This window comes from Streptomyces sp. NPDC017940 (assembly GCF_044328435.1).
In the GTDB taxonomy this organism is placed as follows: domain Bacteria; phylum Actinomycetota; class Actinomycetes; order Streptomycetales; family Streptomycetaceae; genus Streptomyces.
Window position 1 is genome coordinate 1 of the sequence record NZ_JBIRHJ010000019.1, and the last position, 12,122, is coordinate 12,122.

The 12,122-nt window shown below is 66.0% G+C and carries 14 protein-coding genes and 2 pseudogenes; 8 read left to right on the forward strand and 8 right to left on the reverse strand.

Translation table 11 applies throughout. The features are described from left to right. The 6 genes from ACH4DX_RS34805 to ACH4DX_RS34830 all read right to left on the reverse strand — a co-directional run. Positions 1 to 232 (reverse strand): hypothetical protein (locus tag ACH4DX_RS34805; protein ID WP_398158048.1); only part of this gene is annotated, 232 nt, incomplete at its 3' end. 693 nt (positions 233 to 925) lie between these two features. After that, on the reverse strand, positions 926 to 1,429 hold the full coding sequence (locus tag ACH4DX_RS34810) for a hypothetical protein (protein WP_398158049.1): 504 nt from the start codon (positions 1,427 to 1,429) through the stop codon (positions 926 to 928). Between the two features lie 31 nt (positions 1,430 to 1,460). Next, positions 1,461 to 2,429 carry a helix-turn-helix domain-containing protein gene (locus ACH4DX_RS34815; protein WP_398158050.1) on the reverse strand — a complete coding sequence of 323 codons (969 nt, stop codon included), beginning with the start codon at positions 2,427 to 2,429 and terminating at the stop codon, positions 1,461 to 1,463. Between the two features lie 1,067 nt (positions 2,430 to 3,496). Beyond that, positions 3,497 to 3,682 (reverse strand): hypothetical protein, encoded by a 186-nt coding sequence (locus ACH4DX_RS34820; RefSeq protein ID WP_398158051.1) that lies wholly within the window; start codon positions 3,680 to 3,682, stop codon positions 3,497 to 3,499. 5 nt (positions 3,683 to 3,687) lie between these two features. Continuing rightward, a complete protein-coding gene (locus ACH4DX_RS34825; RefSeq protein ID WP_398158052.1) occupies positions 3,688 to 3,867 on the reverse strand; it encodes a hypothetical protein in 180 nt (59 codons plus the stop codon). 446 nt (positions 3,868 to 4,313) lie between these two features. Next, positions 4,314 to 4,736 (reverse strand): hypothetical protein, encoded by a 423-nt coding sequence (locus tag ACH4DX_RS34830; RefSeq protein WP_398158053.1) that lies wholly within the window; start codon positions 4,734 to 4,736, stop codon positions 4,314 to 4,316. 72 nt (positions 4,737 to 4,808) lie between these two features. Between ACH4DX_RS34830 and ACH4DX_RS34835 the strand changes: the two genes are divergently transcribed. Beyond that, entirely contained in the window at positions 4,809 to 5,021 is a 213-nt protein-coding gene (locus tag ACH4DX_RS34835; RefSeq protein WP_398158054.1) for a hypothetical protein, read from the forward strand. A gap of 51 nt (positions 5,022 to 5,072) precedes the next feature. Next, positions 5,073 to 5,206, forward strand: a pseudogene (locus ACH4DX_RS34840) (DUF664 domain-containing protein); the annotation flags it as partial. A gap of 487 nt (positions 5,207 to 5,693) precedes the next feature. Here the strand turns inward: ACH4DX_RS34840 and ACH4DX_RS34845 are convergent. Beyond that, positions 5,694 to 5,855 (reverse strand): annotated as a pseudogene (locus ACH4DX_RS34845) (sporulation protein); the annotation flags it as partial. A gap of 750 nt (positions 5,856 to 6,605) precedes the next feature. On the opposite strand from ACH4DX_RS34845, the gene ACH4DX_RS34850 reads away from it, so the two are divergent. From ACH4DX_RS34850 to ACH4DX_RS34875, 6 genes are all read left to right on the forward strand, one after another. Continuing rightward, entirely contained in the window at positions 6,606 to 7,217 is a 612-nt protein-coding gene (locus ACH4DX_RS34850) for a hypothetical protein (protein ID WP_398158055.1), read from the forward strand. A 1-nt stretch (position 7,218) separates the two neighbouring features. Further along, complete coding sequence (locus ACH4DX_RS34855; RefSeq protein WP_398158056.1) at positions 7,219 to 7,920, forward strand: cupin domain-containing protein; 702 nt, start codon at positions 7,219 to 7,221, stop codon at positions 7,918 to 7,920. Continuing rightward, entirely contained in the window at positions 7,917 to 8,684 is a 768-nt protein-coding gene (locus ACH4DX_RS34860; protein WP_398158057.1) for an SDR family oxidoreductase, read from the forward strand. The genes ACH4DX_RS34855 and ACH4DX_RS34860 overlap by 4 nt, the downstream gene beginning before the upstream one ends. Positions 8,685 to 8,903: 219 nt before the next feature. Continuing rightward, entirely contained in the window at positions 8,904 to 10,130 is a 1,227-nt protein-coding gene (locus tag ACH4DX_RS34865; protein ID WP_398158058.1) for an MFS transporter, read from the forward strand. Beyond that, positions 10,120 to 11,316 (forward strand): aminotransferase class I/II-fold pyridoxal phosphate-dependent enzyme, encoded by a 1,197-nt coding sequence (locus tag ACH4DX_RS34870; protein WP_398158059.1) that lies wholly within the window; start codon positions 10,120 to 10,122, stop codon positions 11,314 to 11,316. The genes ACH4DX_RS34865 and ACH4DX_RS34870 overlap by 11 nt, the downstream gene beginning before the upstream one ends. Next, positions 11,313 to 11,609, forward strand: a complete 297-nt coding sequence (locus ACH4DX_RS34875; RefSeq protein WP_398158060.1) for a chorismate mutase — start codon at positions 11,313 to 11,315, stop codon at positions 11,607 to 11,609. Before ACH4DX_RS34870 ends, ACH4DX_RS34875 begins: the two co-directional genes overlap by 4 nt. Positions 11,610 to 11,950: 341 nt before the next feature. Here the strand turns inward: ACH4DX_RS34875 and ACH4DX_RS34880 are convergent, their stop codons facing one another. Further along, positions 11,951 to 12,106 carry a hypothetical protein gene (locus ACH4DX_RS34880; RefSeq protein ID WP_398158061.1) on the reverse strand — a complete coding sequence of 52 codons (156 nt, stop codon included), beginning with the start codon at positions 12,104 to 12,106 and terminating at the stop codon, positions 11,951 to 11,953. Positions 12,107 to 12,122: the final 16 nt, after the last annotated feature.

Sequence of the window (12,122 nt, forward strand, 5' to 3'; positions counted from 1 at the left end):
TCCGCGCCACGAGGGAGTCGGTGATGCGGAAGTCGGAGATCTCGTGCCAGGGGAGCGCGCCCTGGCCCTCGGGCACGTAGGCGGGCACCTCACCCCGGACGCGGGGCGGCGCCTTCGCCGTCGTCTCGCCGGTGCGTGCCCGTTCCTTCTGCTGGGCCCGCCAGGCCGCCTGCTCCCGCGTGGGCTCCGCCTCGGCGACCGGCGCCACCGGCCTGGTCTCACCGACCTTCACCGGCGGGACGGTGAAGGGTTCCCTGGGTTTTCCCCACACGGATGACGGCCCGGGGTCCGGCGGTGCCGGGGCAGCCAGCACCGCTGTTCCCGACGCGGCGAGCGAGAGGGCCGCCACCGCCGCTACCAAGGCGAGACGTGATCTGTGAGCAGATCTGCGGGCACGCCGAACGGGCGTGCCCCAGGCACGTCTGGACATGTCTTCCCCCCACGAGAAGAGACCTCACAGCGACCCCGTTGGTCACTGGAGGCGCACACGCTGCCACGACTCCTTCACAGAAGGCCCTGTCATTCCCCCGAATTTGCTGCACATGCCAACCGAAATCAGACAAGTCCCTGATCTTCTGTGCTGAGGCGAACCCTCACTCCAGGAAGGCGGCTTCTGACCGGCATCAGACTGGCCTGGAGGTCTTGACCGTCGGGTCACGTGAGAGGCCACCCAAGATTGACTGAAAGCCTTTGCTAATTTCGGCGCGACGAACACCCCGCCTGGGCGGTGGTTCGCTGACCCACTGCTATGGCAAACAATCAGCTATAGGCGGCCGATTCTGCCGCTCGTCGCTGCTTCCAGTCAGCCCGACTTAACGCGCAGACCGCCGATTGAGGTATCGGCTCCGCAGCCCCGGAACGCGGGGGCCCTGCTGATGGCCGCGGGAGCACTCCCCGCGCAGCTGTGCGCGGACCCCTCGCGCAACTACCGCTGTAAGGACGAACCGTGGCCGTCATCGGCTGCGGCGGGCTCTGCTGCGCCCGTTCGTCGGCCTCCTGGTGGCCGAACACTCCCACCGTCGGGGTCACTGCCGGTGCGGCAGGGGGGAAGGGACCGCCTTGCCCGGCGGCCGGCAGCCAGCAAAGCTGCGACGGTGGCGTCGTCGGTCCCGGTGATGGTGGCGATCTGGCCGATGCTCAGGCGCAGGACGTCATGAAGCAGCAGGGTGTCCTCGGCCGGTGCGGGGGTGCGGCCGGTGCGCCGTGCGATGGCCTGGGTGTGTGTTTCCCAGGCCCGTGCGGAGGGGCGTGGTGTGGTGACCACGGTGGTCCAGGTGGCCGCGATGAGTTCGAAGACGTGGGTGACGGTGATCAGGGCTTCGTGCGGGGGGAGGTGGGCGGCTGCGTAGGCGTGGTAGGTGGGGCGGTGCAGGTCGTAGAAGGCGTAGAAGGCGGTGGAGAGCACGCTGGGTGCGGTTGCGGGCTTCATGGTCTCCTCCTTCGCGGTGGCCGGGGTGGTGTCAGCCGAAGGCTGAGGCGTCGATTCCGCAGGTCTGGGTGCTGGTTTCGGCTTCGGCGTGCGCCAGGCGCCACAGGCGGCGGGCGATCTCGGGCTGGGACTGCAGGGCGGCGGCGATCTGCTGGATGGCCGGCCAGGGGGGCACGCCGGGGCCGTCGAATGCCTGGCGCAGGTCCGCGGTGGTGAGGGTGTGCTGGAGCTGGGGGGATTCGAGGATCTTGCCGTTGTCCGTCTCGCTGTAGTTGGCCGCGTAGCGCAGGGCACGCAGGTAGGTGCGCAGATAGTGGACGGTGTCGGTGGTCGGCAGTGGGGCGCTGGATGCTGCTTCCCAGAGCGGTTTGATCAGTTCGGGGCTCTTCGCGCAGGCGTCGCAGATGATCTTGGCGTGCTGCCAGGAGACCTCGCGGTGCCCGGAGAGCATGCGAGAGACGTAGGAGGGGTCGACGTCAAGGAGGGCGGCCAGTTTCCGCTGGGTCTGGCGGCTCTGTCGTGACATGCGGGTCAGGGCGCTGGCCAGACGCTGGCGGGGCATGCGCAGGTCCTGGCGTTTCTGGTGCGGCGATTCCGGTGCGGGGTCGCCGTCGTGGGGGCGGGGGTGGGGGCGGGTGCGGGCGGCCAGGGCGGCGTCGATGCTGTGCGGCGGGTACTTCTTGCGCAGGCGGTCCTTTGTGCGGTCCAGGAAGTACGCGGCCTCGTCCAGTGATTCGCCGCGGGAGCGCTGCAGCACCACGGTGGCACCGGTCAGTTCCTCGAGGAGCCGGTGCAGGGTGACGATGTGGGGCAGCAGGTTGGAGACGGCCGTGCCCGGCCCGTACGCGTCGTTCATCAGGTTCTCGGAGGCCACGGTGAAGTCCTCGGCGATGTCGCGGATCGCCTCGGTGCACCGCCGGGCACGTGTGGTGTCGGCCGCAGGGCGGGAGGAGGGAGGGCGGCTCGCTGTGCGGGCCCGGGTGCGGGTACGCGTGGACACTGGTGACCTCTTTCGGGGGTACCTGGCGGGTATCTGTGCCCGCTGGCTGGAGATGCAGAATCGGCTGGGTCCGGGCTGCGTGGCGCGGACAGCCTTGTCCGCGCCACGCAGCCGACCGGCTCAGTGGCGGCGGATGCGCTGACGGACCAGGGCAGATCCGTGAGCGGCCGTCACAAAGAGGACTAGGAGCGGCAGGACGCGGACAGAAACGCTGCCCGCGGACGCGGCGAGCACCGCCAGAGCGCCAGCGGGAAGACTCCCGCGCACGATGACAGCCGAGGCATCCCACCCGAAGGTTTGGGCCACAGGGGGGAGAGGGATGATACGTTCGCGGCTCGGTTTCCGGAGTACGGGAACCCGAGTCCGGCGTCGACAGGAAAGCACGAAGACTCCTTCGTTCAAAAATTTCCGACTGGCGTCAGCTGCGACAAGACCCCGGCGAGGGCCACCAACCACACAGCCGGGGTCTTTGCGCGCCCGGCGAGATGCCGGGAATCGGACAGTACTACCTAGCGCACGCATCCGGTGCCAGAACGTAGCGCCGTGGGCACAGGCACCCGCCGCCGTGAACCACGAACTGACCAACGGTCAGCCGTTTACCTGCGTACACACGTTTGAGAACCGGTCAGAAACGGCCCCAGGCGAGCGCATACGCGACGCGAATTGTCTGACCTGTGGGGGCATATTCCGCCCGCGCGTACTCCCCCAGGGCTCCCCCAGCCCGCCCGCGCGCCTCCCCGCCCCACCACCCAAGATCGACAACCGTGTCAACGTATCGACACTGCACGAGATCCCCGATACCCCCAGAAGTAAGGTCTCCCGCCAACAACAAGCCCTACGCCAAGCGCCAGTCTGCAGACGACGGCTGTCCATGGCGGATGATGGCAGCAGTCTGCTTTCGGCACCTCAGGACACGGGCACCCCGCCGAGGCTGTCAGCGCAGTCGCACGGGACGTCATTGAAGCCGGTGGCGGACCCGGTGGTTGCTCCTCAGCTCTGGTATGGCGCATCAGGACGGGTCCGTCGATGCTTGCGCGAGCTCGCCGTGTACGCCGTGATGCTTCTCTTCAGTTCCGGATCCAGGTGCGGATCCCCGCAGCGGTACTGCGCACGTCGAGGGCGTCCCGGTCGATGCGCTCGGAAAGGTCGGCGGCCGACTTGGCGCTGACGGTGACGAACAGACCCGACGCGCTCAGGCAGGCCGCGGCGACAACGGCGGCGAACAGCTTGTTGCGTGCCTCCAGAGCGGGCACGCGCACTAGCGGGTCAGGGCAGCAGCACGGTGGTGCGCCTCGGTGTAGACGTAGACGTCCATCACCTTGTCGGCGTGCCGGGCGACGGCAGCCCGCAGACTGCCGAAGTCGGTCACTTCCGGGTCATCGGGCAGGGTGCGGTGGGCCAGGTCGAGGAGCCAGGCCCGGTCGATGCGGACGAACACGCGGCGTGCCCGCCCCTGCGGGCCCGGGCGCCGCCGTGGCCATCGGTGCCGAACCGGTCGTCGAAGTGGTCGGCCCACTTCCCCACGCGGCACCCCGGCGGCGCCTTCCTCCTCGCCGACAGCCCCGGAACCCTCAGCACGGGCGCCCTCTCCGTGATGGAGCGGCTCCTCGCGGCCTTCGTCGGCGGGCATCCCCGTCGACGGCGCGGGCGGCGCGGCCGACACCCTCCTCAGCCACGTCACCGGCTTCGTCCTCCAGGAGCAGCCGGAGAAGGAGTCCCCGGGCGCCGCGACCCCGCCCGTCACCGCCGAGGTCCCCGCCGAGCTGCGCGCCCGCTTCCCCCTCATCATGAAGCAGATGCCCCGGCTCGGCCAGGACGAGAAGTTCCGGCGCAGCGTGCGGCTGCTGTGCACGGGGTTCCGGACGCTCGCCTCCGGATGCCCTGTCAGGCCAGTGGCTTGCGGTCCGGCCACCACCGCTGGACGGCCTCGACGGTTGTCGTCGGGCTCACGTTGAAACAGAGCTTCGCGGCGGGCGCCAGTTCGCGGGTGACGTCGACCAGGACTTCGAGGAGCGGGGTCAGCGCCGGGTCCAGCCGGATACCGGCGCCTATCACCACCAGGTCGTAGTCCTTCGCGGACAGCGCGGCGCGGTAGACCGCCTCGGCCGTGCGGCCGTAGTCGAGCAGGCAGAGGTCGACGGTGAAGCCCAGCTCCTGGAGCCTGGCCCGCTCGGCGGCCACCCCGGCCCGGACCACGTCGACGTCGAGATCGGGGAACGCCGCCCGCGACGAGGCCGCGTCCTCCACGAGGGCGGGATCGAGCCCGATGGTGAGTACGGACGCGGCTGCGGATGTGGTTCCGGACATGCCTCGGTACCTCCTGTGCGGTGCGGTTTCCGGACCGAGGGTGGCATCGGGCCGCCCGCGTCGCCAGCCCGTATGTGCTCCCCGCACCCGCGGGGGTGGTTCGGCGGACTGCTCCTCGCCCTCGCCCGCGCTGGACTCGCCGTCACCGGAACCGCGGTCAAGGACTACCACCTGCCGCTGACCGCACAGATCATCGGCGGATGCGGGGCCGCCGCGGTCATCGCTGCGATCGCTGTTTCGCTTCTCGTCGTGCGCCCCGACACCGGCGGCGACGCCCCCACATGAAACGGCTGCCCGGGCAAGCTCTCACCCGGGCAACTGACCATGTCTTGGGCGGCGCCAAACCTGGCCCCCTGGTGGCCACACCCCACGTGAAGCTGTTCAACATCTTGATCCACATGCTCACCGAGACCAGTCGGCACGCTGGACACGCCGACATCCTGCGCGAACAGCTCGACAACTCGACAGGGACAGGGGTCCCAGCCTCCCCTGGCGCGTTCGTCTGGCTGAGGCTCGGGAGGAAGTCTGGCGCCGAGGAGTGCCCGGGGGCGCAACGCCCCGCTCTGGTGGACGCTCCGGCGGCCCCGGAGACCGCTGGAGTGCCCGGCAGCCAGAGCAATGTTCATCCGTGTCCAAGAGCTCCTCGGGTCGAACTGGTCCCTGCACGGCCTCCGCCACATTGTCTCTGCTTAGGGTCCGCACCATGGACGGGCGGAACTGACGTAGTGCATGACGCTGCCCGCGGCGTCGACCGTGCCGTGCGGATGGACGAGTTCGGCCAGGCCGCAGGCCAGGTCCCGGGCCAGCCGACCTCACCTGCGTGTCCAGCAACGGCGCCGCGCGGAGTTCTCCCTGACGGTCTGCCGAACCCGCTGGAATGTCTGGAGGGGGGCGAGCGGCGGGCGCTGTTCGCGCACGAGCGCGCCCACCTCGCGGGCAGGCATCACCGGTTCCTACGCCAGCCACCGCCGGCTCCGTGTGCACCCCGAGCACGATGCCCAGCGCCTGCCCGTACAGCTCCGTGATCGACGTCTCCTACAGCAGCGCCACCGTGAACGGCACACTGCACTGCTCGCCCGCCGTCAGGCGGAAGCCGACGGCGACGGTGAACCGGCCAAAGCCATCGGGCGGATGTGCCGCCGACTGGTGGCAATAGTCGCCTCCGACTCGAAGGCAGGCAGATGCCACATCTGCACATACCCCTGAGTGTTGAGATTCCAGGCACCGACAGCGCCCGCCAGCATGCGCCCGTCAGGTCGCACGCCAGGTCCGGCACGGCGGACTCTGGGACGGCAGACCGTGGGACCGACCGTTACGCCGCGGGTGTCGTGACGCCGAGGTCAAAGAACATAGATTTGCGCTATTCAGCCATCCGTACGTACAGATTTTTGCTGCAAACAGCTGTAGAGCGGTTGCGACGCGTACTCGGCACGTGACAAGTACCCGCAATCTTCGGCAGTAAACTGCTTGACTTTCCGTTGCCATCTATTCAGTACATCTCGGCACGTCAGCCCGCCGTCAATTCGGAATGTCGCAGTCCGTCGCGACGTCGCCGCGTGGAAGCAGCACCGGCGAGAAAGACGCGTATCTCTTTGACAGTCGTGTGAGTGAGCTGGATATCTTGTTGGCATGACGTCGGCCTTTTGTTGGCATGGCGTCGGCCCCTTGGATGAGCAGTTCTGTACGCGGTTCTGCTCCCTTACGCACGAAGCACGACCGGCGGCGGCACAGGCAACAGCATGACTCTCGAAGGCGCGCTGCGTCTCGCGATCTTGCCTGTCAGCAGCGCCACAAGCACGCGCCTTGGATGGCATTCACGGCCACGGGATGAACAGCTTATAAACGTGCACCGGAGCAGAGAGGGCAGGTATGGAGATCCTTCAGATTCCTGATGTGGAAAGGCGAGCACTCGCCGAACGCGTGTCGGGATATTCTGCAGAGCCGATCGTTCTGGGGACGTTAGGTCCTACAGGTACCAGCAGTGAGTACGTTGCGGGGATGATGTCACGCTCTGTTGCTGATCGTGGGCGCTTCCGGATCGTCCTGGAGGACACGTACGAGCAGTGCCTGGACGCTCTCATAGAGGAGCAGTTCGACCTTGTCCTGGTGGCACACGCCTACTCCAACATCAACGCCTTTTACATGCATCCCGAATTGGAGCCGGCGACTGTCTTCCGGGGGTGCACACCCGAGTACGGCCTCGCGACACGGAAAAATTTCTCTTTCAGCCGAGACCTGCTGGCCAGCGAGACCGTCGTCTCCCATCCCGCGCCGGTTCCTCTGCTGGGATACCACTTTGGCCGGCCCGTGAAGACTGTGACTGTTGACTCCACGAGTCAGGCAGCCGACCACGTCGCCGACGGGCGGTATGACCTCGCCATCACGAACGAGGAGGCAGCGGAGCAGTACAACCTGCGGTTCGTCTACAGGTTCTCGCGCATTCCCATGACCTGGACCGTCTTCTCAAGGAAGAAGGGCTGAAATGGCCACGCAAGTACAGGAACGACTCTACTTCCCGAGTGCCGACACGGTGCTCCATGACAACGGCGTCCGCATGGAGTCCTACTGGCGCGAGGACACAGAGGTGCGGGTCTCGTACATTCCGCCGGACGCCGTCATGCCTGATCAGACCAGCGACCAGGCGCAGGTCGGGATGGTCGTCCGCGGTCGCCTCGCCATGAGTGTCGGAGAGGTGACGAAGGTCATGGAACCCGAGCACGACGTATATGTGGCTCCCCCCGGCCTCGCACTCTCGGCCGTCAACCCGTCCTCGGCGGAGACCGTCTTGCTCGAGCTAAGGCGCAATAGGCCGGGAGAGTCCTACCCTGCACCGCAGGGTTACTTCCTCGAACCGATCGAATCGCGCAAGTTCGTCAAGATGGACGTGACGTTCTTCCTGGCCGACTGGATCGAGCTGATGATCGCTGACATCCCCGGCGGAGGGGAGATGCCCTACCACAAGCACTCCCATGAGCAGATCGGGATCTGCCTGGACGGACGCTACGACATGACGGTCGAGGAAGCGGATCATGAACTCCAGTTCGGTTCCACGTATTTCTGCGGAAGCCAGGAGGGGCACGGGGCGGTGAACCCCAACGCCGGCATCGCGCGCTCCCTCAACATTTTCATCCCGCCCCGCTACCATCGAGTCCCCCAGGCAGAAACCGAGCAGGGAGCCCAGTGAGGCGGGTAGCGATTGTTCTGGGTGCCAGTCATGGCATCGGGAAGGAAACCGCACTGCACCTACGGGAAAAGGGATACGCGACGGTCTTATGCGCTCGTGATCGGGACGCCTTAGAGAAGGTTGCTCACGAGACTCCCGGCGGTGAAGCTGCGTATGTTCTCCCCGGGGATGTCACTTCGCCGTCCTTCGGTGCAGCGCTGGTGGACCGTGTCGATCGCTGGTTCGGCAGAATCGACGTGCTGATCAACAATGCCCCCGGACCGCCTCCGGGCACCTTCGAAACCCTGCACGTCGGCGACGTGAGTTCCGCTATGGAACTGAAGCTCGTGCCGTACTTGGCGACGATCAAGTCCGTTGCTCCAATAATGGCCAGGGAAGGTTTCGGACGCATCGTCAACATCGTCGGAAACACGGGGAAAGAACCCTCCCCCGGGTTGTTCCTCTCCGGTCTGGTCAACGCAGCCGTCTCGAATGCAAGCAAATACCTGGCGTCCCAGTACGCCAGGAACAACGTGACCGTCAACTGTATCCACCCCGGAACCATACGGACGCGACGCTACGACCAAACTGTGGAGCATATGAGCCTCACCAGTGGGGTATCGCGTGAGGAGACGGAGAACCGGTTGAGGAAGACGATCCCGATGGACAGGGCGGGCGAGGCCGTTGAGGTAGCCGCCGTCATCGGTTTTCTCGCATCGGAGGAGTCTTCCTTCCTCACAGGGCAACAGATCTCAGTCGATGGCGGACAACTGACGTGCGTGTAACGGCAGAGTTGTCCCGCCATTGCCCTGACAACAGAAACCCGGCGGCCAGACGCCTCCCAACCCCGGCAAGGATCTAGGGATAGCGCGCACCCCCTGAGGGCGGGGTGGCCACCGTCCTCAGGGCGTTGGGGTGCGTAGCCGTCGATGCAACTGCACAGAAGAAGGGTGGCTGGAGTGTCAGACCGGTTGAGCAGGGAGGGACGCCCGGAGGGGTTCCCCGTGCTGACGGTCCTCGCGCTGATGGCAGGGATTTTCGCGGTCGGCTCCGAGGAGCTGGTCGTCTCACCTCTGCTGGCGCCGATGGCCGAGTCGTTCGATGCGTCGGTGGGCGTGATGGCACTCTCGGTCAGCATCTACGGCCTCAGTACGGCGGTTGGAGCACTGCTCTTCGCTCCCCTCGGGGACCGGGTGTCGCGTCGTTTGAGCCTGGCACTCGGGATGACCGTGTTCATCCTGGGAACCGTTGTGTGCGCCGTCGCCGCGGGAACGGGCATGTTCTTCACCGGCAGGGCTCTAGCGGGCCTGGCGACGGGGGCCTTCGTCCCGACCGCCTATGCCTACGTCGGTGACCAGATCCCATATGAGCACCGGGGCAAGGCCATGGGCATCCTCGTCTCCAGCTGGTCACTCTCCCTCGTGCTGGGCGTGCCGATGGGCTCGTTCATCGGGCAGTGGGCGGGCTGGCGGTGGACGTTCGTGGTTCTGTCTTTCCTCGGGGCCCTGGTACTGGCCGTGTTGCTGCGAGTCGACGGCCGGCGGAGCCCCGCCCACGCAGAGGAGGCCTCAGGGCAGTCGGCACAGGGCTGGACACGATCGGCGGCTCGAGCGTTCCTGGCGCCGAAAGTAGCGGTGTATGTGCTGGTGACCTTCCTCGTCATGCTCGGCTGGTACGGGCTGTACACCTTCCTGGGCACCGCATTCCGCGATCACTTCGGCGCCCGGAGTTCCTTGACCGGCATCATGATCCTCCTCTACGGACTGGGGTTCGCGACGAGCTTCGTCACCGGCAGATGGGCCGACAAACTGGGTAAGGAACGTGTACTCACCGCAGCATTGGCGGGGTTGGTTCCGGCCCTGGCGGGCGTTCCGCTGGTAACCGAGTGGACAGTGTTGCTCGTGGTCTGCCTCTTCCTGTGGGGAGTGCTGCAGAGCCTGGCCGTGACCCTGCTCAGCACCCTGCTGAGCGAGTGCTCAGAGCGCCACCGTGGAACTGTCCTTGCCTTTTACAGCCTCGCGACCAACCTGGCCGTGGCCCTGGGGACCGCTTTGCTGGCTCCCTTGTTCACGTCATATGGCTTTTCCGCCGTGGGCTGGGCGTGCGCCTCCATCACACTGATCGCGTTTGGCCTGAGTGCCTGGATGCACGTGCGAGGCAAGCGGATCCATCCCGCGACACCGCCCTCCGTCCAAGAAGACGAAGCGAAGGCGCTGACCCATGAAGACTGAGTTTGCTCGTCGGCTCCAGGATCTGCCACGGAGCTCGTTCGCAACGACAGCGGCCAGAGTAAACGAACTCCTCAGGACAGGCACGGACGTCATCAACCTGTGCCAGGGCAATCCTGACCTGCCAACACCACCACACATCGTCGAGGCGTTACGCCGTGAGGTACTTGACCCGGCCACACACCGCTACCCGGCCTTCTCCGGACTGGCCGAACTCAAAAGAGCAGTGACCCAGTGGTACGCATCTCACCACGACGTCCATCTGGATCCGGAGACGGAAGTGGCCATCCTGTTCGGTGCGAAAGCCGGCCTGGTGGAAATCAGCCAGTGTTTTCTGAACCCGGGTGACCTGTGTCTGATGCCAGACCCTGCATTCCCGGACTATTGGGCCGGCGTAGTCCTCGCCAGGGCGCACATGCACTCGCTTCCGCTCCACAGGGACAACAGCTACTTGCCCGAGTATGCCGGGCTCGCTCCTGCCATCCGCAAGCGTGCCAAGCTGATGTTTCTCAATTACCCCAACAACCCGACGTCAGCGACGGCCCCACCGAGCTTCTACCAGGATACCGTCCGGTTCGCAGATGAACATGGCGTAATCGTGGCCTCCGACTTCGCCTACGGAGCACTGGGGTTCGACGGACACTCTCCGGCCTCCTTCCTCCAGACGGACGGCGCCAAGGACGTGGGGGTGGAGTTCATCTCGCTCTCGAAAATGTTCAACATGGCCGGCTGGCGGATAGGGGCCGCGGTAGGGAACTCCCACATCATCGCTGCCATCAACCTCATCCAGGAGCACTACTACGTCTCCCTCCCGCCGTTCATCCAGCGTGCCGCCGCCGTCGCCCTCACTGCACCACAGGACAGCGTTCAGCAGCTGACGAAGACCTACGAACGCAGGCGAGACGTCTTTACAGCCGGAGTAAGGGAGGCCGGCTGGCACCTCGACACGCCTGGCTCGATCTTCGCCTGGCTGCCGATCCCAGCCGGCAGCCAGGGATCAGCAGCGTTCTCCGAGGAATTACTGGAGAGGGCCAATGTGGCGGTCGCACCCGGACAGTGGTTCGGCAAGCACGGCGAAGGATATGCACGCGTGAGTCTACTCGCGCCGGAGGAAAGGATACGGGAAGCCGCTCTCAGGATGACCAAACTCCAGTACGGGATCGCTGACACGGAGGAGACACTATCGTGACTGAAATCATCGAGCACACAACACAAATCGAAGAAAGCCGTACAACGATCGACAGCCTCGATACACACATCATCAAGTTACTCACCCGGCGGGCAGAAATATCCGCCGCTATCCAGAAGATACGGACCGGTTCCGGGGGCCCGCGTACGGTTTTCACCCGCGAAATGGACATCCTCGCCCACTACCGGCGTGGACTGGGAGAACACGGGACACACATCGCGATGGACGTCCTCAAACTATGCCGGGGCGCCGGTACGCTGCAGCCCTGCCCTCTGAAGAAGAACGTCGGCTAACTACCGCTGCTGGTGATAGGAGCGCCGCACGGTACAGCTGGGTTCGCCCACGACACGCCGACGCCGGGCGAGTGCTCCGCAAGTTCGACCACCCCCGAACCGTAGGAGACTTCCCAATGTCGTTGTCGAGCCGACGCCGTGACCGGTGGAGTGGCTTGGTAGCCCGCTCAGTCACGGACTATGGCCCACAGGACATTGGCCCGGCGTCGGGCAAGTGCCAGCAGCGCCTGGTTGTGCCCCTTGCCCTCGGCCCGTTTGCCCTCGTAAAACTGCTTCGAGGCCGGGCAGCCTCGGAGACTGGCGAACGCGAAGAGGTAGAAGGCACGAAGCAGGCCGCGGTGTTAGCAGTGAGGGCAGTGGAGATTGCCACTGCCGCGTCCGGAGTCGCGGGGGTCGTGGGCGAAGCCGGCACATCCGGCCGGACGTTCGGCGGTGCCGAAGGCGTCCATGTCACCGCCGGTCGCGACGAGGAACTCCGCGCTCAGCAAGGGGCCCATGCCGCGCAGGCTCTGG